23 protein-coding genes are annotated in these 22,319 nt (G+C 42.7%); 20 read left to right on the top strand and 3 right to left on the bottom strand.

Annotated features, from left to right (window positions below):
* The first annotated feature begins 54 nt into the window (after positions 1–54).
* The 4 genes from CU635_RS07240 (at position 55) to coaD (ending at position 3,317) form a co-directional block, all read left to right on the top strand.
* Positions 55–330, top strand: coding sequence for a YlbG family protein (locus CU635_RS07240; RefSeq protein ID WP_101576500.1), 276 nt, complete (start codon positions 55–57; stop codon positions 328–330).
* A 185-nt stretch (positions 331–515) separates the two neighbouring features.
* On the top strand, positions 516–1,940 hold the full coding sequence (locus tag CU635_RS07245; RefSeq protein ID WP_101576501.1) for a stalk domain-containing protein: 1,425 nt from the start codon (positions 516–518) through the stop codon (positions 1,938–1,940).
* Between the two features lie 319 nt (positions 1,941–2,259).
* Positions 2,260–2,838 carry a 16S rRNA (guanine(966)-N(2))-methyltransferase RsmD gene (gene rsmD / locus CU635_RS07250; protein WP_101576502.1) on the top strand — a complete coding sequence of 193 codons (579 nt, stop codon included), beginning with the start codon at positions 2,260–2,262 and terminating at the stop codon, positions 2,836–2,838.
* Positions 2,835–3,317: a pantetheine-phosphate adenylyltransferase gene (coaD, locus tag CU635_RS07255; RefSeq protein ID WP_101576503.1), complete on the top strand. Its 483-nt coding sequence runs from the start codon at positions 2,835–2,837 to the stop codon at positions 3,315–3,317. The genes rsmD and coaD overlap by 4 nt, the downstream gene beginning before the upstream one ends.
* 60 nt (positions 3,318–3,377) lie before the next feature.
* Here the strand turns inward: coaD and ylbJ are convergent, their stop codons facing one another.
* Entirely contained in the window at positions 3,378–4,595 is a 1,218-nt protein-coding gene (gene ylbJ / locus CU635_RS07260; RefSeq protein ID WP_101576504.1) for a sporulation integral membrane protein YlbJ, read from the bottom strand.
* 225 nt (positions 4,596–4,820) lie between these two features.
* Between ylbJ and CU635_RS07265 the strand changes: the two genes are divergently transcribed.
* Both CU635_RS07265 and CU635_RS07270 read left to right on the top strand, forming a co-directional pair.
* Positions 4,821–5,606, top strand: coding sequence for a patatin-like phospholipase family protein (locus CU635_RS07265; RefSeq protein ID WP_101576505.1), 786 nt, complete (start codon positions 4,821–4,823; stop codon positions 5,604–5,606).
* Between the two features lie 3 nt (positions 5,607–5,609).
* A complete protein-coding gene (locus CU635_RS07270) occupies positions 5,610–6,629 on the top strand; it encodes a SepM family pheromone-processing serine protease (protein ID WP_101576506.1) in 1,020 nt (339 codons plus the stop codon).
* A 50-nt stretch (positions 6,630–6,679) separates the two neighbouring features.
* Here CU635_RS07270 and CU635_RS07275 read toward each other — a convergent pair whose 3' ends face one another.
* Complete coding sequence (locus CU635_RS07275) at positions 6,680–7,900, bottom strand: nucleotidyltransferase (RefSeq protein ID WP_101576507.1); 1,221 nt, start codon at positions 7,898–7,900, stop codon at positions 6,680–6,682.
* A 196-nt stretch (positions 7,901–8,096) separates the two neighbouring features.
* Here CU635_RS07275 and CU635_RS07280 point away from each other — a divergent pair, with 196 nt between their 5' ends.
* The 4 genes from CU635_RS07280 to CU635_RS07295 all read left to right on the top strand — a co-directional run bounded on the left by CU635_RS07280 (position 8,097) and on the right by CU635_RS07295 (position 10,864).
* Positions 8,097–8,621 carry a YceD family protein gene (locus CU635_RS07280; RefSeq protein WP_101576508.1) on the top strand — a complete coding sequence of 175 codons (525 nt, stop codon included), beginning with the start codon at positions 8,097–8,099 and terminating at the stop codon, positions 8,619–8,621.
* Between the two features lie 87 nt (positions 8,622–8,708).
* Positions 8,709–8,882 (top strand): 50S ribosomal protein L32, encoded by a 174-nt coding sequence (rpmF, locus tag CU635_RS07285; protein WP_101576509.1) that lies wholly within the window; start codon positions 8,709–8,711, stop codon positions 8,880–8,882.
* 373 nt (positions 8,883–9,255) lie between these two features.
* The gene (locus CU635_RS07290) at positions 9,256–10,008 is read left to right on the top strand and encodes an enoyl-CoA hydratase/isomerase family protein (RefSeq protein WP_101576510.1); all 753 of its coding nucleotides are present in this window, start codon (positions 9,256–9,258) and stop codon (positions 10,006–10,008) included.
* 220 nt (positions 10,009–10,228) lie between these two features.
* Positions 10,229–10,864, top strand: a complete 636-nt coding sequence (locus tag CU635_RS07295; RefSeq protein WP_101576511.1) for an RsfA family transcriptional regulator — start codon at positions 10,229–10,231, stop codon at positions 10,862–10,864.
* Positions 10,865–10,934: 70 nt separating this feature from the next.
* Here CU635_RS07295 and CU635_RS07300 read toward each other — a convergent pair whose 3' ends face one another.
* Positions 10,935–11,408 carry an N-acetyltransferase gene (locus tag CU635_RS07300; RefSeq protein WP_101576512.1) on the bottom strand — a complete coding sequence of 158 codons (474 nt, stop codon included), beginning with the start codon at positions 11,406–11,408 and terminating at the stop codon, positions 10,935–10,937.
* 257 nt (positions 11,409–11,665) lie between these two features.
* Here CU635_RS07300 and CU635_RS07305 point away from each other — a divergent pair, with 257 nt between their 5' ends.
* The 10 genes from CU635_RS07305 to CU635_RS07350 all read left to right on the top strand — a co-directional run bounded on the left by CU635_RS07305 (position 11,666) and on the right by CU635_RS07350 (position 22,282).
* Entirely contained in the window at positions 11,666–13,009 is a 1,344-nt protein-coding gene (locus CU635_RS07305) for an acetyl-CoA carboxylase biotin carboxylase subunit (protein ID WP_101576513.1), read from the top strand.
* 15 nt (positions 13,010–13,024) lie between these two features.
* The gene (locus tag CU635_RS07310) at positions 13,025–13,237 is read left to right on the top strand and encodes a biotin/lipoyl-containing protein (protein WP_101576514.1); all 213 of its coding nucleotides are present in this window, start codon (positions 13,025–13,027) and stop codon (positions 13,235–13,237) included.
* A 59-nt stretch (positions 13,238–13,296) separates the two neighbouring features.
* On the top strand, positions 13,297–14,838 hold the full coding sequence (locus tag CU635_RS07315; RefSeq protein ID WP_101576515.1) for an acyl-CoA carboxylase subunit beta: 1,542 nt from the start codon (positions 13,297–13,299) through the stop codon (positions 14,836–14,838).
* A gap of 146 nt (positions 14,839–14,984) precedes the next feature.
* A complete protein-coding gene (locus tag CU635_RS07320) occupies positions 14,985–15,884 on the top strand; it encodes a 2-dehydropantoate 2-reductase (RefSeq protein WP_101576516.1) in 900 nt (299 codons plus the stop codon).
* Complete coding sequence (locus tag CU635_RS07325) at positions 15,884–16,279, top strand: DUF3397 domain-containing protein (RefSeq protein ID WP_101576517.1); 396 nt, start codon at positions 15,884–15,886, stop codon at positions 16,277–16,279. The genes CU635_RS07320 and CU635_RS07325 overlap by 1 nt, the downstream gene beginning before the upstream one ends.
* 84 nt (positions 16,280–16,363) lie before the next feature.
* On the top strand, positions 16,364–17,998 hold the full coding sequence (gene bshC / locus CU635_RS07330; RefSeq protein WP_101576518.1) for a bacillithiol biosynthesis cysteine-adding enzyme BshC: 1,635 nt from the start codon (positions 16,364–16,366) through the stop codon (positions 17,996–17,998).
* A gap of 206 nt (positions 17,999–18,204) precedes the next feature.
* Positions 18,205–18,636, top strand: coding sequence for a division/cell wall cluster transcriptional repressor MraZ (gene mraZ / locus CU635_RS07335; protein ID WP_101576519.1), 432 nt, complete (start codon positions 18,205–18,207; stop codon positions 18,634–18,636).
* Between the two features lie 57 nt (positions 18,637–18,693).
* Positions 18,694–19,626, top strand: a complete 933-nt coding sequence (gene rsmH, locus CU635_RS07340) for a 16S rRNA (cytosine(1402)-N(4))-methyltransferase RsmH (RefSeq protein ID WP_101576520.1) — start codon at positions 18,694–18,696, stop codon at positions 19,624–19,626.
* Positions 19,627–19,658: 32 nt separating this feature from the next.
* Positions 19,659–20,012 (top strand): cell division protein FtsL, encoded by a 354-nt coding sequence (gene ftsL, locus CU635_RS07345; protein WP_101576521.1) that lies wholly within the window; start codon positions 19,659–19,661, stop codon positions 20,010–20,012.
* A 17-nt stretch (positions 20,013–20,029) separates the two neighbouring features.
* Positions 20,030–22,282: a penicillin-binding protein gene (locus tag CU635_RS07350; protein WP_245917362.1), complete on the top strand. Its 2,253-nt coding sequence runs from the start codon at positions 20,030–20,032 to the stop codon at positions 22,280–22,282.
* Positions 22,283–22,319 lie beyond the last annotated feature (37 nt).

Consider the following 22,319-nt stretch of genomic DNA (forward strand, 5'->3'; position numbering starts at 1 on the left):
GAACGGTTATTATGCTAGACTATTAGAAAAAACCTATCTCGAAGGGGTATCAATATGTTTGGTCAACGGCAGGGAATCATTATTTGGCTTTACTCACTAAAGCAAGCAAAGATGCTGAGAAGATTTGGAAATGTCCATTATGTTTCAAGGCGTTTGAAATACGCTGTTCTATATTGTAATCAAGAAGAAATGGAAGGACTACTTGAAAAAATTCAATCCTATTCGTTTGTCAAAAAGGTTGAACCTTCATATAAGCCTTTTCTGCAACTGGAGTTCGAAAATTCCAAACCTGATAAAGCAAAAGAGTATGATTATAAAATGGGAATTTAAAAGGTGGGGGCGTATCTCACCTTTTTATTATTGCATCGGGCTGATAAAATGATTGATTTCAGTATGCCAGAGAATACTTCAAAATGAAAAACATTTTTCGAGTTTTTCATACAAAATTTGTGTGACGAATAAGAGTGATTTTGTTATTGTTAAGGTAAACATAATTTTGGTAAGGAGAGTTCCGATTGTTACGGGCATTTTTATTTTTATTTACAATTTTGTCAGCTGCCGTCAGTGGCATGTTGTTCTGGCAGTGGGAAGCTTACTCTGAAAAAATTGAGCAGTCTGAGGAGATCAAGGAAAAGGCCCTTCAGCATTTAACAGTGGAATCACAATCCCGGGAATTGAAAATTTCCCAAACTATAGAAGGACTGACAGATGGGAAAGAATATCGCATTTCGGTTCCGGAATCAATCGCAAACTGGAGCTGTGTAACAAAAGAAGCGAATCCGTGTCAATCAACCGATGATAATCCGGACACCTTCCTGGCCAAAGCAGGAAGCATCACACTCGAATACAGCCTGCCTGTCGATGATGGCGCTGCTTCTGTGTTCCTGGATGATTGGACGATAAAATTCCCGGGTGTTGCCGCTTCAAGCACGAAGCTCGACATTGTCGATTCTGTAAGAAGAAATGGCTCATGGATTGCCGGTGCACCTTTAAAAGGTCAGCAAAAGCTTGAATTTATTGATTATTATGCATTTGAAGGAGAAGGAGAGGCCTTTTCTTTATACTGGCAAGCACAACCATTGGCGGCAATCGATCAAGGTGGGATCAGCTATTACCGCGAACAAACTCAACAAGGCGCACCATTACAGTTAAAGTCTTTAGCAAAAATCGCTGATTTCCCCCATCTATCGATTGTGATGACCGATCAATATCCTGAAACAATGGGAAAGGGGCTTCTGATCACAAAAAAAGCTGAACCAATTGAAACGGTTGAACGAAAAGCAGCTCATATCTATTTTTCACAAAAGTTTAGAACTCTTTCGCCAGAGGAAAACGGGCTTATTGATCTTTTTGCCGCTGCGATCACACAGCAGCAGAGTTCCAGTGCAAAGGGACAAGCAATGTTGAATGAACTTATGGCTAAGCTTACTGATGCTCAGCTAAACCTATTTTTTTCTGCAGTGAAAGAGGAGCCGGAAGTAACTACAAAAAATCTGGATGAACTTTTAGGAGCTGCAAAAGGGATGGGGACTCACTTTTTCACATTAAACAGGGTGGATTCGGCCGCTTTCGTCCCTCTCTATTTCTATGACTCAAGGGTTATTCGGGCAGCCAATAAACAGGTAGACGGGATCGAAATTATTTATCAGGACGGAAAAAAGCTGTTCCCATTTATGGAGATCATGACTGAAATGGGCTACGAGGCAAATGCTTTAGCGGATCAGGGAGAATTATTGCTCAATAAAGGAAGCAACAGCTACCGCTTCTTTGCTGACCGCAATATATTTATTTATAATGAGCAGGATTACGGCCTGTTGGAAAATCCGCTCATTACAATTGACAATCGTGTCTATATTGAACAGCAATGGCTTGAAACACTTTTTAGCTTTTCGATTGCAGAAAATGAACAGGAAATTAGCATTTCCGAGCTAAAAGAGTAAAAACAAGAAAAAAACCCTGCAGCTTCCTGCAGGGTCCTTCTATATTCTTATTTCTAAGAATAGAAGGCAAAGGGAGAGGAGAAACCGGAGGAAGAACTTATGGGGAAACGTAAGTCTTCTCCGCGGTTGGCAACAACATCCTCGATAGATGCTGTTAATAACAGTATTTCCACAATAGATGGGGTTATACACCCTTTTTGGTTATTTTTTTAAAAGCAGTCAGACGAAAAAAAGCATCTAACAGGTTGGCGGCAAAAAACCAATTATGATAGGATAATTCCAGATGCTTGTTTTATGTCAGAAATTAGTGGTGATACATATGAGAGTTGTTTCAGGAACCTGTAAAGGACGAGTACTGAAAGCGGTACCGGGAAATTCAACACGGCCAACAACGGACAAGGTGAAAGAGGCCATGTTTAATATCATCGGCCCATATTTTAATGGAGGCACAGGCCTTGACCTGTTTGCGGGGAGCGGCGGATTGGGGCTTGAAGCGTTGAGCAGGGGATTGGACCAAATGATTTTTGTTGATCGCGATGGAAAGGCAATCCAGACGATTCATGAAAATATTAAAACATGCGGATTGGAAGAACGGGCAGAGGTTTACAGGAATGAAGCGGCGCGGGCTTTGAAAGCGATCAAGAAACGGGAACTGCGGTTCAATTATATTTTTCTCGACCCGCCTTATAAACAACAGCAGCTTCTCAAGCTTCTCGAAACATTTGAACAGGAGAATATCATCTCTGAACACGGCACGATTGTCTGTGAACATAGCCATGACGTTCAACTTCCTGACAAAGTAGGTTCCCTGGTCAAGAAAAAGCATGAGCAATACGGCGTCATCGCCATTTCGATTTTTACAAACGATTCTGCGGAGTATGGGGGGGAAATCAATTGACTGAAGTAGCGGTATGTTCAGGCAGCTTTGATCCAATTACATATGGGCATCTTGATATTATTAGAAAAGGTGCAAAGGTGTTCAAAAATTTAAATGTCGTTGTCTTAAACAATTCTTCGAAACAACCATTATTTTCGGTGGAAGAAAGAATTCAGCTTATTAAGGAAGCTACGAAAGATATTCCTAACGTCCACGTAGAGTCGTTTCAGGGCTTGCTGGTGGATTATGCGAAAAGTGTGAATGCCAAAGTGATCATACGTGGTTTGAGAGCTGTATCCGATTTTGAATACGAGATGCAAATTACTTCGATGAACCGCGTCTTAAATCCCGAGATTGAAACGTTTTTTATTATGACCAATAACCAGTACTCTTTCTTAAGCTCAAGTATTGTTAAAGAGGTAGCAAAGTATGACGGCCATATTTCCGAGCTGGTCCCTCCAGTTGTTGAACAAGCACTGAAGGATAAATTTAGACGATAAAATTAAAAAACCTGCACTATTGGAATAATCACAGTGCAGGCTTTTTTTGAATAGCTCAAATTACAGCTTGCCGGTCAACTTTTTAGCGTACAACGCTGTATAAACGAAAAGGGATGCAATTGTAATCAGCGGTCCTGTGTCAACAAGGATCTTATATGCTTGCAAAACCCAGGAATCCTCGGCAAAAACACTGACGGGAAGGGCATTAGATGGCTCTTCTGTGTTATAAAACCTTTCATAAACCGGATTCCATAATAAAAAGGCAAAGCAGCTTGCGAGTATTCCATGAATTACACGGGCGAAGAAAAAAGGTTGAAAACGAATGTCTGTCTGGGCAAGTATGCTCGCTACCTGAGCTTGAACACTGAATCCGCTGAAAGCAAGGATAAAGCTTGTGATAATGGTTTGCTGCATCAGCGTGGCTTCCTGGACCTGGCTGGTCATTTGGCTGCCAAGCGTGATTTCAAAGAGGCCGGAAATAAATGGAATACTGAGCATCACAGGCAAATGCAGGACATCAAGGATCACTTCGATTATTTTTGCGAAAAAAGAAGTAAATTGCAGGTGGTACAGCAGTTTATTAATCACGGAAAATAGGATGATAAAGCCGCCGATCATTAATAAAGTTTGGATGGATGACATGACCGCGTCACCGAGCAGCTTCCCAATCGGACGGTTATCATTAATTCTCGTCCGGTGCAGAGCAGATAATGCTGTTTTAATAGAAAATTTATGCTGGCTTTGTTCATTTCCTTTCTCATCATCTTTTCCGTAAAATCGCATTATTACCCCGACTGAGATATTTCCTAAATAATGGGCCAATGCTAAAATAATCCCTAACTGTGCATGATAAAAAAAACCGACTGACACTGCGCCGAAAATAAACAACGGGTTAGAGGAATTTGTAAATGAGACCAACCTTTCTGCCTCTATTCTCGTCAGCTGTCCTTCCTGCCGCAAGCGCGCAGTGAGCTTTGCGCCTGCGGGGTAGCCGGAAGCCATCCCCATCGCCCAGACGAAACCGCCTACTCCAGGAACTTTAAATAACGGCCGCATCAATGGCTCAAGCAATACTCCAATGAATTTGACGACTCCAAAGCCGATCAACATTTCAGAAACAATAAAGAACGGCAGCAGAGATGGAAAGACGATTTCCCACCACATATTCAGCCCCCTAATCGAAGCATCAACAGACTCCTGTGGAAAAGAGATCAGCGATACAGCCATCATCGTGACCGATAAAGCGAGGAAAACTGTTTTGAATTTTGAAAGAAACAATGCTGCCTCCCTCCTTGCTGTGCAAACTGTATAAAACAGTGTTAGAATATTGGTTATTAGAAAAAAAGCATCGATAGCTGAATCCTGATCGAGTCTTAAAAGAGAGGCGTCCATAACCTTTGGCGCCTTGCATGCCTTGTCCTTATATATCCCAATATACTCATAGAACCATGAAATAGACCATAAGATTGAATCAGACTGAAATTTGAGCGGGAGGTAATCTCTTTGCGTCGTCCAAAAATAGGTGTCGCGCTTGGTTCAGGAGGAGCTCGGGGGTTTGCCCACTTAGGTGTACTGAAAGTATTGAAGGAAGAAGGGATACCGGTTGACTTGCTGGCAGGCAGCAGCATGGGCGCTATGGTCGGCTGTTTTTTTGCAGCAGGACTTGACATAGAACGGCTTTATAAATTGTCAAAAGCATTTAAACGGAAATATTACCTGGATTTTACGGTACCGAAAATGGGCTTTATTTCCGGCAAAAGAGTCAAGGAACTTATTCGTATTTTTACCCATGGGAAAAATATCGAGCAGCTTGATATACCAGTCGGCGTTGTTGCAACAGACATCATGGCAGGCGAAAAAGTCGTCTTTTACAGCGGGCCGATTGCCGATGCCGTCCGGGCAAGCATTTCAATACCTGGAATTTTTGTTCCGGAAAAGTTAAACGGTAGGCTTCTCGTTGATGGCGGGGTCATTGACAGGGTGCCTGTTTCTGTTGTAAAGGAGATGGGCGCTGATTTAGTCATTGCTGTAGATGTATCGCATGTCAAAACAAATACCGAGATCATCTCAATTTACGATGTAATTATGCAGAGCCTCGATATCATGCAAAATGAACTTGTCATGAACAGGCAAATTGCCTCGGATGTAATGATACGCCCAAGAGTGGAAATGTACAGCTCAAGAGCTTTTACAAATATAGAAGAAATTATTTTAATTGGCGAACAGGAAACAAGAAAACAGCTTAATCAAATCAGAAGCGTTTTTGAAAGATGGAAGGAGCCCCAGTAAGTAATGCAGCGAAAATTTTATGTACGTGCCTTCATTATTGCAGCTATTTTCTTGATAGCAAGCACTTTTTATTATTTACCCTTTTACGTTTCAAAGCCGGGTATGGCGAAGGAACTGGAACCAATTATTGAAGTAGAGAACGGCTATGAGGAGGAAGGGAGCTTTATGTTAACGACGGTCAGAATGGGCCGTGCCAACATTTATTCGTACTTGGCTGCTAAATTTAATAAGTATCATCAGATTCACCCGGAAGAAATGATTAAGAGTCCGGATGAAACTGATGAAGAGTATAATGTCCGCCAGCTGCATCTTATGACCAGCTCGCAAACAGCCGCCATTGAAGTCTCCTACCAAAAGGCCGGGAAACAGATCGATTACAAGTACAAAGGTGTTTATGTTTTGAATGTTTTTGATGATATGCCAGCAGCCGGGAAACTGGCCGTTGGCGACAAAATTTTTGAAGTGGACGGCCGGGAGTTTGAGTCGTCTGATCAGTTTGTTGATTATGTGGGCGGCAAAAAAGCTGGTGAAGAAATATCATTAAGCTTTGAGCGAGACGGTAAAACGAAGAATGTTTCACTGCCAATTGAGCCATATAAAGACAATCCTGAAAAGGTCGGAGTCGGGATCATGCTCACAGAAGATAAAGAAGTGATAACCGATCCGGAAGTAACGCTGGATACCGAGGATATCGGCGGACCGTCGGCCGGTTTAATGTTTTCCCTTGAGATTTATAATCAGCTGACAGAAGACGATTTAACAAATGGCTATAATATTGCAGGTACAGGTACGATCGATCCGGAAGGAAAAGTCGGCAGAATCGGTGGTATTGAGCAAAAAGTTGTCGCCGCCGATAAAGCAGGCGCGGAAATCTTTTTGGCCCCATTTGAGGGTGGAGCCGAGGAATCAAATTATCAGGCCGCGGTTACAACAGCAAAAGATATTAAAACGGATATGAAAATCGTTCCTGTTAACACCTTTGACGAAGCGGTCCAGTATTTGGAGAGACTTGAAAAAAAATAATCGAGATTACAACAAGCAGCACAGTATCAAAGTGATACAAGGCCGCTTGTTTATTTTTCATCAGGTAAATAGATCGGATGCTGCTTGAATTCATCACCGATGCCTGATGCGTGTCGGTCTGGCTGTACCCCGAGCGCGTATACTCGTGAACTTTTTATATCAAGCTCGATTTGCTCATTTTTGAAGGCGGACAGCCTGGAGACAACCGGAACAGTAAAGTGCTGCTTCCTGTTACGTAAGTAGTCACGACCGCGCTCAGACATGCCGAGCAACCGTAAATAATTTGGTTCCGTGACGGTTTTCATCTCCGCTTTTTTTGTGTTCGTTAAAATATGGACGCATGTCCGTTGCAGCCTAGTCCATGTATACCGTTTTGTTTTAACCATCTGCATAAAATCAGCAAACGAAGCTGCTTGAAGCGCGCACGAAATAAGCCGGTTTTCGAGGCCTTCCTCGACCTCATAGACCTGTGCCAATTCTGCGGGAGACATTGTGATCAGCCTGTACCGCAAATAAGGCCAGTAGCTGTCCCAGCTATGAAAACGCCCAAATTCCTGAAAATGCTCAACAAGCAGCCTGTAGGTGCTTTCGGGAACCAAGCTTTGCACCTCGTCAAGCTTACCCTGTTCGGAAAATAATGCCTTCCTGATGCTCGTTGCACTTGCGATCGTTGCCGAAGAAAAATGCTCATCATGGTGTTCGGCACTTTTTCGTTTAACCGTTACGGCCTCGATGCTCGTCTCCAATCTTTGCAGTGATTTTATGTATTGGAATCCAAGGATATTATTCGGCTTTGATAAGTCAGCCATTTCTTCCCCGGGTTTTACATCTTGAAAGGCGAGCGCCAGCGCTTTTGGATAGCTGACACCTTTACTTAAATAGTACCTGATATTTTTTTGAAACTCGCTGTCGTGCATGTTCAAAAAATCTATCGCCGTATAAAATGAATCAATGTCCCCTGATTCGCTTCCGAAGCATAAATGGGTGCAGCCAGCGGATGAAAGGATCGATACTGCTCCATTAGCGAAGACTTCGGCTTTCTGAGTCGCAAATTGGTAAGGCAGCTCAAAAACAAGATCAACCCCGCCTAATAGAGCCATTTTGGCCCTTGTCCATTTTGAAACAAGCGCAGGCTCACCGCGCTGTAGAAAGTTGCCGCTCATGGCGGCAATCGCCACATCGGCACCGGTTACCTTCTTTGCCATGTCGAGATGGTAGGCATGGCCGTTATGGAAAGGATTGTATTCAACAATGACTCCGACAACTTTCATGATGGGTTTATCTCCCTCATTGTTTTGTTGTGAAAAAGCTCGCGATTTTTTGCAGAAGGGCATACTAAATCCTATCAATAGGTTGACAAAGCAGTTTAAGTGGTAGGATAATGTCTACATTATAGTGTAAAGAAAAAATATTGACAAATAATTATATGAAAGCTATAATTACCTTTGTTGCCTTGGGGTGATTCGTATGAAATGGACTTTAAGTCAGTTGCAAAAATATCGAAGCAAGGATTTTCCTTTTGATGAAACGGTGAGTGTTGATGAGATTACACAAGTTGATCCGACAATCCGTTCTGTTTCGCCTATGCATATTACCGGCCGGGCGGATATAGATGCAGCGAAAGTGACATTCCATTTGAAAATAGAAGGTCATTTAGTTCTTCCTTGTTCTCGTACTTTAGTTGACGTGAATTATCCAATTAATGTTGAAACAACAGAAACGTTTCTCTTGAAAGGTTTGGATTATGAAACCGAAGAGGAAGTTCATCAAGTAAAAGGAGAAGTAATTGACCTGATGCCGGTTGTTCAGGAGATTCTTTTGCTTGAGGTCCCAATGCAAGTTTTCTGTGAAGATAGCGGTGATGAAGGAGCTCCTCAGTCAGGAAAAGATTGGGAAGTCATTCACGAGCAGGAAAAGCGGGAAAAGATTGATCCCCGTCTTGCCGGACTAGCTAATTTTTTTGATCAAAAAGATAACCCTTCTGATAAATAGTCGGAAGGAAAAAACAAGAAGCACTTGAAGAATCCAGTTTGACTGGCCTTCATAACTTTCTTAATTCTCTTTAAGGAGGTGGGAAGAATGGCTGTACCTTTTAGAAGAACTTCTAAAACTGCGAAAAGAAAACGTCGTACTCATTTTAAATTACAGGTTCCCGGTATGGTAGCGTGCCCAAACTGTGGTGAAATGAAACTTGCTCACCGTGTATGTAAGTCTTGCGGAACATACAAAGGAAAAGAAGTTGTAAACGACTAATTTTTGTTAGATAAAACCCAGGGACATCGTCCTTGGGTTTTTGTCGTTTTCAGAACACTGCATGGCTGCTGAATATGCGGAACCGTGCCCGGAATTAGCGAAACCGGGATTGCTCCTAAAAAGCACCACAACTGCGTCCTCCTGGAATCCCTCTCGATGCCTGATTTAAAAAGCTTGAACTAGAACCCGGATCATTCCTAAAATAGAGTTGACTGAATGAATTTTCATAAAGCAATTCTTTAATTGAAAAACGAACAGATATTGTTATTCATTTCCTACGGCATACGCCTGTAATCTAGACACTTCATTCGTTTTTCGGTTCAGCTTGTTACATTGTGAAATTCACTCAACTATATAATTTGGGAGGAAAACGATGGAACCTTATTTATTAAAAGCGCAAAATGGCTATTTAATGTTCACCATCAACCGGCCGGAAAAAAGAAATGCGATCAACTATGAGATTATCGATGGTTTGCATGAAGCGATCGAGATGATGAAAAAACCGGAATTGAAGGGGCTGGTCATTACCGGAGCAGGCGATAATGCCTTTTGTTCAGGGGGAGATTTAGCGGTCTTCCATCTTCTGAAAACTGAACAGGAAGCATATGGGATGCTCTCGAAAATGTCAGAAATCCTTTTGCGGCTATTGCTGCTCCCAAAGCCGACTTTTGCTGCCATGAACGGAACAGCTGTTGGCGGCGGCTGTGAACTTGCCGCTGCCTGCGACTTTCGAATCGCGAAAAAGGGAGTTAAGGCAGGGTTTGTTCAAGGAAAACTAGCAATCACAACGGGATGGGGCGGAGGTACGATTTTAGCTGAGAAAATTCCTGCTGCCAACGCCATAAAAATGCTGATGGAAGCCAGAGTGTATCAGACGGAAGAATTAACGAATCTAGGATTTATTGATTACATAATAGAAGAAAACGATTTAACATTCATCCATCATATTGAAAAGATATTTCCTCTCGAAGGGTCTGTATTAGCAGCATACAAAGCAATGCTCATCAGAAAATGGCTGGCAGCCAATATAGCTTTGCGAATTGAAAAAGAAGTGAGAGAATGTGCAAAGTTATGGGGAATGGAAGAGCATCATAACCAGGTTGATAAATTCATGAACAATAAGTGATTTTAGATTTTCTTTTTAACAACATCATCATTGCATTCTATCTTTCCTAGCACTCGCATAAGAATGAATAAGGTGAACTACTATTAAAGGAAGCTTTTGTCTTCCTTTGTGGCAGTTATACGGTTTATGCAGGTTTAACGCTGATGGCCTGATTCTTCGGTAAGAAGCTTGGGAAAGGCCTGCTGGACTCCACTCACTAAACGCTGGGAGGGATTTGTGAATGTCAACGACACGCCAGGATGCCTGGTCACAGGATGAAGATTTACTGCTTGCCGAAATCGTTTTGCGGCATATAAGAGAGGGAGGAACACAGCTGCAGGCATTTGAGGAAGTGGGTAAACAGCTGTCACGAACGGCTGCAGCATGTGGTTTTAGATGGAACTCCTACGTACGTAAACAATATAAATCAGGGATCGAACTGGCCAAGAAGCAGCGGAAAGAATTAAAGAAGAATCCAGAAGCAATTGAAAAAGAAAGCCCGGGAGAACCGCAATATTCCGTTCCGGAAGAGCATGCCGAAGCTCCAGAAAGCCCGGGGTCTGTTCCGGAAATACGTTTTGAGCAGGTCATTCTTTATTTAAACCAGCTTTATGAACAGGCGGGGCAGACCAATACCACAGAGGCTGGCAAATATGAAGCGAAAATTAAAGACTTGGAGAAAAAAACCTTTTACCTCGCTGCTGAAAATGAAAAGCTGCTAAAGGAGCTAAAAACAGTTGAAGAGGATTACAGGGCGTTAATGGAAGTAATGGAGCGGGCGAGGAAAATCTTCGTTTTACAGGATGAAGACAGGCAGCAGCAAAAAGTGAAATTTCAGATGGATAAGAACGGAAACCTCGAAAGGGTTGAAAAATAACCAGGCGGACTTCATTAAGTCCGCCTGGTTATTTTAAGGTGCTAAAAGAGCAGGTCAAAACCTGCAGTTCTTAATGTACCTGCTCTTTAACCCCTGCCGGGAACCATAAAAGTGGGTTTTCCCCCAAGTCGCGGTCCATATCATAGGTAACAGGGACAAAGTCCATCTTTTCCCAGAACCCCTGGGACCGAACTCTGGGACTTGTTTTGATTGGCATATTAAAGCTTTTAGCGAAGTCGACTAGTGCTTTTCCATAGCCTTTCCCTTGATAGTCGGGCAATACCTCAAGCTTCCATAACTCAAGATAATCCAGAGGCGGGTCAAAATAGCGGTTGAATTTCCCTTCGACCTGATATAAGCTCATTCTCGCTACAAGCTTATTTCCAAAATAAATCCCGTAAAAAGGTGAATCGCTGTCATTTTCAATAATATTTGCTTCAAGATCCTCGAGCATCGACAGTTCCTGGATGCCATATTCTTTAAATTTCTTAAACTCTTCAAGAGTTTTGTAGTTTACCTTTAATTTGTCTACACTAAACCCCATTATAATCCCCCTCGCCTGAATTTCCGGTTTACAGTATAATTTAATGTCCATCAGAATACGATGGATTGACGCTGCTAAAACTTAACGCATTATTATTAGTAGTTTATTCATGCAGTTTCCATAAAATAATTATATAACAAAATAACAAAAAATTCTGCATAGAAATACGAAAGCGTTTTCACGCAAAAGCAGGAATCGGGCAGAAGATTGTAGAAATTCTCTATGGAGCCGCTATAACCGAAGAAAGGGGAAAGGGAATGCGCAAAGTTTTAATTGCAAACAGGGGAGAAATTGCGTCAAGAATTATTAGGACGTGCCATCAGATGGGGATTGAAACCGTCGCTGTTTTTTCAGATGCTGATCAGGACATGCCGTATGTAAGGGAAGCAAAGAGTGCGTTTCGAATTGGGGAGCCACCCGTAAATAAATCGTATTTGAAAGGAAATGAAATATTGGAAATTGCCAGGGCAGAAGGAGTGGAGGGAATACATCCAGGCTATGGCTTTTTATCAGAAAATCCGGATTTTGCAAGAGCTGTCCGTACAGCAGGTATGATCTTTATTGGACCTGAAGCTGAAACGATTGAATTGATGGGAGATAAGATCGCATCAAGGCAAACGATGAAGGACGCAGGAGTTCCGGTTGTGCCTGGAAGTGAAGAAGGCATGGCAACATTGGAAGCGGCCACGGCATTCGCAGCATCGATTGGCTATCCGGTTATGCTCAAGGCGAGCGGAGGTGGTGGCGGAATTGGCATGGTGCGCTGTGAAAATGAGCAAGCGCTCACTAAGTTTTATGAATCAACAAAAGCCCGGGCTAAAGCTTATTTTGGAAGTGAGGAAGTATTTATCGAAAAGTATATCGATAATGCCCGCCATGTCGAAGTGCAAATTTTCGGCGATGTGCATGGGAACATCGTTCATTTATACGAAAGGGATTGCTCGATCCAGCGGAGGCACCAAAAGGTTATTGAAGAAGCACCTTGCCCGTTTTTGTCTCAACAGGTTAGAGAGGAACTATATAAGACGGCAATTAAAGCTGCCGCAGCCGTTAAGTATGTGAATGCCGGGACGATTGAATTCATTGTTGATGAACAACAGAATTTTTATTTCCTTGAAATGAATACAAGACTCCAGGTGGAACATCCGATCACAGAGCAAATTACCGGACTTGATCTTGTGAAGTGGCAAATCCTCACTGCGCGGGGTGAACAGTTGCCGCTTCTCCAGCCTGATATTTTACAAGCAGGGCATGCGATCGAATTCAGGCTATATGCAGAGGATCCGGTCACTTTTATGCCCTCGCCGGGAAAAATTGCGACCTTCACCTGGGAAGAATCTCCAGGAGTAAGAATCGATCATGGTTATGAAGAAGGCAATACTGTCACGCCTTTTTATGACCCGATGATTTCGAAGTGCATTTTTTATGGAGAAACACGAATGGATGCCATACACAATGCCGGACAATTTTTTAACAGCCTGTCGGTTGCCGGCATTAAAACAAATTTGCCATTGTTCAAAGAAATCGTTAACGATAGCGATTTTAGGAATGGCAGTTATTCAACTGGATATTTATCAAGCAAATCATTTGCTGTGAAATAAAGGAGGAAGCAGGATATGAAAGAGATTACAGCTACGATGGCAGGAACGATCTTGAATGCACTTGTGCAAATTGGGGACGAAATTACAGCCGGCCAGGAGGTTTTGATTCTCGAATCAATGAAGATGGAGATTCCGGTTGAAAGCCAGGTCGCAGGAAAAGTGGCTGAGTTGAAAGTGGATATCGGTGATTTTGTCAATGAGGGAGACGTACTTGTTGTTTTGGAATAAATCATCAAAGAATTGGATCATCACGTAAGAACTGCATTTTCAAATCAAGGAGGCAGAGCATGACAACAGCAAAGATTTTAGAAGAAAAGCTGATCGAAAAAAGCAGGCAAATTGAAGCAGGCGGACACCCAAAGTATCACGAAAAGCTAAAGGGGCAAAATAAGCTGTTTGTCCGTGAGCGCTTGCGGCTGCTATTTGATGAAGGAACGTACCAGGAAGACGGGAAATTTGCGAATTGTCTCGAGGAAGACCTGCCTGCAGATGGTGTTGTTACAGCAATTGGCAGGATCAACGGCCAAACGGTTTGTGCGATGGCCAATGATTCAACTGTAAAGGCGGGATCATGGGGGGCACGCACTGTTGAGAAAATTATCCGTATCCAGGAGACGGCTGAAAAACTGAAAGTGCCGATTTTATACTTGGTTGATTCAGCGGGAGCAAGAATTACCGATCAACTTGAAATGTTTCCGAATCGGCGCGGCGCGGGCAAAATATTTTATAACCAGGTAAAATTGTCCGGCATGGTTCCGCAAATTTGCCTGTTATTTGGGCCTTCTGCGGCAGGCGGCGCGTACATTCCGGCTTTTTGTGACATTGTTATCATGGTTGACCAGAATGCTTCCATGTATTTAGGTTCCCCGCGTATGGCAGAAAAAGTGATTGGCGAAAAAGTTACGCTCGAGGAAATGGGCGGTGCCCGGATGCATTGTACTGTCAGCGGCTGCGGTGATACGCTCGTATACAGCGAAGAGGAAGCGATTGAATCTGCCCGAAGCTATTTAACTTACTTCCCGGCAAGCTTTCAGGAAAAAACGCAAAAAGCGGCGGGCATCTCCGCAAAAAAGGGCCGTGATTTAGAAGAAATCATCCCTGTAAATCAAAATGCGCCGTTTGATATGTACGAATGCATTGACGCGCTCATTGATGAGGGAAGCTTCTATGAAATCAAGAAACTGTTTGCACCTGAATTGGTTACGGGATTGGCAAGAATTGATGGAAGAGCCGTTGGAATTATTGCGAACCAGCCAAAAGTAAAAGGCGGAGTGCTGTTTGTCGATTCCGCCGATAAAGGAGCAAAATTTATTCAGCTTTGTGATGCCTTCCATATTCCGTTGATTTTTTTGGCAGACGTACCTGGATTTATGATTGGCACAAAGGTAGAGAGAGCAGGGATCATTCGCCACGGTGCGAAGCTAATCGCCGCGATGAGCTCGGCGACAGTTCCGAAAATTTCAGTCATTATCAGAAAAGCCTATGGTGCCGGGCTCTATGCCATGGCAGGCCCGGCGTTTGAACCGGACTGCTGCATTGCGCTGCCGACTGCACAAATCGCTGTAATGGGTCCGGAAGCTGCCGTAAATGCAGTTTATTCGAATAAAATTAACGAAATCGAGGATCCGAAAGAGCGGATTGCTTACGTTCAGGAAAAACAGCAGGAGTACAAAGAGCATATCGATATATACAGGCTCGCCTCCGAAATGATTGTTGATGATATTGTCGCACCTGGTGAATTGCGGAACACTTTAATTGACAGGCTCGCTTATTATGAGACGAAACAACTGAACTTCAGTGTCCGCAAGCATCCTGTCTACCCCGTCTAAACAAAAAAAGCAGCCCTTGCCAGCAATTTGGCCGGGCTGTTTTTCATAAAGTTTTCAAAAAACGATTGAAAAAATGCTCCTTTTTTCCCATGTTGTTTTATCTTCTGCTAAAATATTAACTAGAAATACCATTTGAGGTGCTTTTTATGAAGATTGGAATTATCGGCGCCGGTTCAATCGGCTTATTGTTCGGTTATTATTTGCAGTCTTATCATCATGTAACCATTTACACTAACTCCGTTGAACAGGCGGAAGCGATCAGGGCTGCAAAATTATCATGTGTGAAAAACGGGCAGCCGGATTCTGTGCCTATCGAAGCCCTTCCGTTTTCATCATGGAACGGAGAAGATGAGCTGACGGTTATCGCAGTCAAAGCTTATCAGCTGCCTGCTGTTCTTGAACAAATCAAGCTAAAATCGTCCAATAGCGGCAGCTTTTTGTTTTTGCAAAACGGCATGGGCCATTTGCGATGGCTGGATGAGCTGTCTGCCGAAAATATATATGCAGGTTCTGTTGAGCATGGTGCATACAGGACTGGGCAAGCAAGTGTCAACCATACTGGTACGGGCGTAACAAAGGTAGCCGTTTTCAAGGGAAGCGATTTTTTGCTAAGAAAGATGATTGCTCCTTTGTCTGGTGAGTTTCCATTTGTTCTTGAAGATAATGTCGAAAAAATGCTGATCAGCAAACTTATTGTCAATGCGGTCATCAATCCGCTCACGGCAGTATTAAATGTCCGAAACGGTCAATTAATTGAAAACCCGTACTATTATCGGCTTTTACAAAAAATGTTTAGCGAAATCAAAACTATTCTTGATTTGCATGATGCAGATTCCCACTATCAAAATGTGCTCAGAATTTGCAATAAAACGGCATTCAATTATTCGTCGATGCTAACAGATATTAAGAACGGCCGAATGACCGAGATCGATTCGATTTTAGGGTACATTGTGGCTGAAGCTGAACGGAAGAAAATAGAGGCACCACTAGTAGATGCTTTTTTCCAATGTATTAAAGGCAAGGAGTATGGGGGAGAGGGGATATAATGGAATCTGTTTTTTCATTTCTTATCGCTACATTCGTAACAGCACCATTGCTTGGGTACATACTTGTTTTTGTGATCGCCAAGCAGTTAACGAAAAACCATCGCAGCTCCGTACAGCTTGCTATTGACATCAGCACGATTTTATTGATCATTTCAGTCCATTTCCTGATTGTTACGATCTGGGACAAATCGTTTTTATGGATCATTTTGCTCGGGATGATCAGCATTGCGATCGGGTTTGCTTTACTCCACTGGAAAATAAAGCACGAGATTAATCTTGCTTCTCTTTTTAAAGGATTTTGGCGGTTTAATTTTTTGCTGTTCTTTTCCGCCTATATCCTGCTCATTATTTTCGGCCTCATCCAAAGGGTTTCCATACATATATCTTTGCCCTGAAAACTCTGCGGGCAAAGTTTTTTCATTTCCATGGTTGAGAATGCTATACTCTATAAAGAACTAATTACGAAAGGGAGTACTTGAATGGAGATGATAAATCTCTCACTGCCCGGAACAAGCCGATTTGCAACCGATTATGCCGGATGGGTTCCAGGCATGGAACGATTTTTTCATTATAAATATCATGAACCGGCCGAATATCGGAGCCGGATTGAAGAGCTGAACAACCGAAAATTCCATCGAAATGAGCTGGCAGACCACATTTCAGCTTTTATGGCAGCCTTCCCCGGATCGACTGCCATCAATAAATCAATTGAAAAACTCAGGCAAGAAAACAGCGTTGTTATCATGGGCGGACAACAGGCCGGAATCTTGACAGGCCCTTTATATACGATACATAAAATTATTTCGATTATCAGTTTTGCCAAGCAGAAGGAACGAGAGCTGAACATACCAGTGGTGCCTGTTTTCTGGATTGCCGGTGAAGATCATGATTTTCAAGAGGTTAATCATGTATACGTATGTGAAAAAAAACGTATTGAAAAATGGAACTATCCTGAACGAATTCTTGAAAAGAAAATGGTTTCTGATATCCAAATTGACGAAGAAATTTGCAAAAGGTGGATTGAAGAAGTAATTGAGAGTTATGGGGAAACAGAGCACACTAGCAAACTGCTTCAATTTACCGGACAGCTGCTTAAGAAAAATCTTAATTTCGTCGATTTCTTTAGCGCAATCATTCTCGAGTTATTTAAAGAATATGGGCTGTTAATCGTAGATTCGGGCAATCGGGACCTTAGAATGCTTGAAAAAGAAATTTTGATAAGACAAATAAAAGATCATCAGCAAATTACAAACGCGGTTCATTTCCAACAGCAGCAGCTTGTCGCGGCCGGCTATAACAAGACGATCGAAATTGCCGAACATGCCGCGAACTTATTTTATTATGACAGTACTGTCAACGAACGGATTTTGCTTGAATTTCGCCCGGAGGCTCAGCTTTTTATCGGCAAAAATGGCCGTGTTTCCTTCACGGAAGCAGAGCTGATCGAATTGGCGAACGAATTCCCAGAAAAATTAAGCAACAATGTTGTAACAAGGCCGTTAACCCAGGAATGGCTGTTCCCCACGCTTTCGTTTATCGGCGGTCCTGGCGAGATTGCGTACTGGGCAGAGTTGACAAAGGTTTTTGAACATTTCCAAATGAAGGTGCCACCGATTGTTCCCAGGTTAAACATGACGATTCTTGACCGTTCATTGGAAACAGATTTAACAGACCTGGAGATCAGCGTTGCTGAAGCTTTAACAAAAGGGGTCGAAGCTGCAAAATACCATTTTTTAAATTCGATTAAAGACGATGAGCTCGAACGCTTGTTTAGCGAAACGAGGCAGCAACTCAATGATAAATATCAGCTGATTCAAAATGTAGTCAAGCAAAAATATGCCGGGTTGCTTCCTTTATTGGAGAAAAACGAAAAGGTCGTCCAAAGCCAAATCGATTTTATGGCGGATAAGCTTGACCTCGAAATACGGCTTCGCCATGCAAATACCTTAAATAAACTGGCCAGGATTGAGACTGCGCTTAAACCGCTTGGACTTCCCCAGGAGCGAGTTTGGAATATTTTTTACTATTTAAACAAGTATGGACTCGATTTTGTCAATGAGCTCCTAATGCTGCCATATGAATTTGATGGAACTCATAAAATTATTAAAGTTTAACCGCCTGACCTTATCTAATGATAAGGTTTTTTTGTTTTTTATCGGCAGTATTCTTCGCGTTATTTCGCTGCTGCAGCTGGGAAATTAGTACACGTTTGAATCGTCTTTTTATAGAAGTAATTACTATGAGCGAAGAGAATATTTAAAAAAGTGTGGAGAAAAGTGGGGGGATGTGGTACATTTTAGATAGAAAGTGGGGTAACGGCATGTTCATGGGTGAATACCATCATAACGTTGATAACAAAGGCCGCTTAATCGTGCCCGCAAAGTTCCGTGACAATCTCGGCGAAATGTTCGTATTAACACGGGGCCTTGATCAATGTTTATTTGGCTATCCCATTTCTGAATGGAAGCTGATCGAAGAGAAGCTAAAAGGCCTTCCATTAACGAAAAAAGACGCGCGCGCCTTCACCCGTTTTTTCTTTTCAGGTGCTACAGAATGTGAATTGGATAAAATGGGACGCATCAACATCGCTTCTCCACTTGTTCAATATGCAAAATTGGAAAAAGAATGTGTCGTTTTAGGTGTTTCCAATCGAATTGAAATATGGAGCAAAAGTATTTGGGAAGAATATTTCGATCAATCTGAAGAATCTTTTGCTGAAATTGCTGAAAATATGATTGGTTTTGATATATAAAGGGAAAGTTATATCGATATAATTCCCTGCTCGTTTGATTGGAAGGATGAAAAGATCATGTTTCAACACACAACAGTATTGCTTCATGAAACGGTAGATGGGTTAAATATTAAACCGGATGGTACATATGTTGATTGCACACTCGGTGGGGCAGGGCACAGCGCCTTAATCCTTTCCAAGTTATCAAAGGACGGCAAGTTGTTCTCTTTTGACCAGGATGAAACGGCGATTGCCAATGCTTCAGAAAAGCTGACAGAATACGGTGACCGCATCACGCTCATTAAAAGCAACTTTGCCCATTTGAAAAAAGAATTGAACGATCGTGGTGTAGAACGTGTTGACGGTGTCTTATACGATCTCGGTGTGTCCTCTCCCCAGCTTGATACCGCTGAAAGAGGATTCAGCTACCATAATGACGCCCCGCTCGATATGAGAATGGATAAAACCGGCGATCTATCGGCTTATGATGTGATTAATAACTGGCCTTACGAGAAGCTGGTAAGGATTTTTTTTCAATATGGCGAAGAAAAATTTTCTAAGCAGATTGCCAGAAAAATTGAGGCAGCAAGAGCAACAGCACCGATTGAAACAACAGCCCAGTTGGTAGATCTCATAAAGGAAGCGATACCTGCCCCAGCCCGCAGAAAAGGGGGACATCCGGCCAAACGAGTTTTTCAGGCGGTCCGGATTGCCGTTAATGATGAACTTGGGGTTTTTGAGGATTCTCTCGAGCAGGCAATCGATATCTTAAGTCCTGGAGGAAGAATCAGCGTGATTACCTTCCATTCGTTAGAGGACAGAATTTGCAAAACAGCTTTTAAGAAAGCAAGTGAAGGGCCGGAACTGCCGCCCGGGCTGCCGATCATTCCGGATGAGTTCAAGCCAAAAATGAAGCTGATTACACGCAAGCCGATTGTGCCTGGCGAAGAAGAAATAGAACAAAACAACCGGGCCAGATCTGCAAAACTAAGAATTGCGGAAAAAATATAAAAGAAGTCAATATTTGAATCGGAGGGGAAAAGATGAGTAATTTAGCAAGAAAGTTACAGCAAGAGCAACAGCAGCGGCATGTTGAAGTACCAAAAAAAGCATCGGTGAAAAATCCTTGGCTGACCCCTGGTGAAAAATTTCTTGGTATCGTATTTGCTGCCGTGATTAGTTTTGGTGCCATACATATTGTTTCAAGCCAGGCAGCTATTTATGAAGTGAATAAAGATATTCAGCTTCTTGAAACTTCTATCCAGGAACAGCAAAAAGTAAATGGGGATCTGGGAAATCAAGTGGAAGAATTAAGTACATCTGAACGTATTAGGGCAGAAGCAGAGAAGCTTGGTTTAAAGCTTAATGAAAATAATGTCAAGGTTGTGCAGGATTAATGAGGAAGCAGCCTAATATGAATGCAGGAGCAGCGGGATTATTTATAATATTCAGCTTGCTCTTTTTTGTCTTAATATATAGGTTTGTTTCCATTCAATGGACCGGTGAAGTTGGGGGGCAGGCGCTTGCGGCCAGAGCGGAGCTAAAACATACAAAAGAAAAAGAGTTGGACGCAAGGCGCGGAACTATTTATGACCGCACCGGTGAGACGATCGCGGAAGATACGACTTCCTATACTTTGGCAGCGATTTTGAATGACTCAATGACGACCGACCCAAAAAAACCAAAGCATGTGGTAGACCCGAAAAAAACGGCGAGAGAACTGTCAAAGTTTATTGATGTTAGCGAGGCGGAAATATATAAACAGCTGACAAAAGAAGGTATGTTCCAGGTTGAGTTTGGCAAAGCGGGCAGTGATATCTCGCATGATAAGAAGGAACAGATCGAAGCGTTGAAATTGCCCGGGATCATTTTTATGAGAGATATGAAGCGCTTTTATCCAAACGGTGTCTTCTCTTCCCATGTAATCGGTTTTGTTGAAAAACAGGAAAATGAAAACGGGGCAGTTTCCTCAGTTGGAAAGCTGGGCTTAGAACAACAGCTTGATACTATTCTGCGAGGGAAACCTGGAATTATTCATTATCAGGGGGACAGATGGGGTTTTTTACTCCCTGATGGCAAGGAACAAATTAAACCTGCTAAGGATGGCAAAGATGTTTATTTAACACTGGATAAAAAGATTCAAACATTTTTAGAGGATGCGATCAGTAAGGTCGACAAAGAATATAAGCCAAAGAAAATCATTGCGATTGTAGCAGATCCAAAAACTGGCGAAATTTTGGCGATGGCGCAGCGTCCGACCTTCCATCCCAAAACAAGAGAAGGACTCGAAAAATCATGGTATAACGAAGCGATTGAAACTTCGTTTGAACCTGGTTCGACGATGAAGATTTTTACGCTGGCTGCGGCCGTGCAGGAAAATGTCTTTAATGGTAATGCTTATTATCAGTCAGGAAGATACAAAGTTACAGAAAACTCAGCGGAGATTGGTGATCATAATGGTCATGGCTGGGGATCAATTACCTACCTGGAGGGAGTCCAGCGGTCATCAAACGTTGCGTTTGCAAAAATCGCTGCAGAGCAGCTCGGGTTTGATAGATATCGCGAATACTTGACGAAGTTTGGCTTGGACAAGCCAACCGGTATTGACTTGCCAAACGAAGTATCAAGTAAAATCGTTTATACTTACCCGATTGATAAAATTACGACAGCGTATGGACAGGGAACAGCAATCACGCCGATTCAGCAAATTCAGGCTGCAATTGCGGTTGCCAATGACGGAAAAATGCTCAAACCCCATGTCATCGACAGAATCGTAGACTCTGAGACAGGTAAGGTAATCGAGGATTCCCAACCGGAGGTAACCGGTGAGCCGATCTCTGCTGAGACAGCAAAAGAAGTAAGAGAAATTCTCGAAACGGTGATCACATCTGAAAAAGGTACAGGCCACGAGCGCTATCAAATTGACGGCTACGACGTCGCTGGGAAAACGGGAACTGCCGAGATTTCCGGTTCGGGTGGATACTTGAAAGGTAAGCAAGACTATATTTTTTCATTTTTGGGAATGGCTCCAACGGATGATCCAGAATTGATCATGTACGTAGCGGTTCAGCAGCCAGAAGTAGCCACTTACTTTGAAGGTTCGAAACCTGTTTCGGAAATTTTTAAACCAGTAATGAAAAGCAGCTTGCAATATCTGAACATTGAACCTGTTACACAAAAAGAAACAGCTGTCAGCAAAATGCCGGATCTCCTCAATACAAACGTGGCCAATGCGCAGGAAAAATTAAAAACCAGTGGCTTTGAAATTGTAACAGTCGGTAAGGGTACAAATGTAACAGCCCAGCTTCCCAAAAAAGGAGCCAATATTCTTGCAGGAGAGCGGGTATTTATTCGTACCGATGGCGAGCTTGCGGTTCCAGACATGAGAGGCTGGTCGCGCCGCGATGTGATGAGCTTTGCGAAACTGGCCAATCTGAAGCTCAATGTAACGGGTAACGGATATGTGGCCGAGCAAAGTCTGCCGGCTGATGCCGCTCTTGCTGAAGGGGAATATTTAATCGTCCACCTTGAAACCCCCGAGCAGCTTAACAAAGCAGAAAAAGCCGGGGAACCCGCTAAGTCAACAGAAGCTGTTGAATCAAATGAAGCTGGACAGCCGGATCAAACAGGCGAACAAGCAGAAACTGAAGGAAATGTTCAAGATTGATCTGCACTCTAGCAACCGTTCTAAACACAATGGTACA

This window comes from Bacillus canaveralius (assembly GCF_002860125.1).
GTDB lineage: Bacteria > Bacillota > Bacilli > Bacillales > Cytobacillaceae > Bacillus_BJ > Bacillus_BJ canaveralius.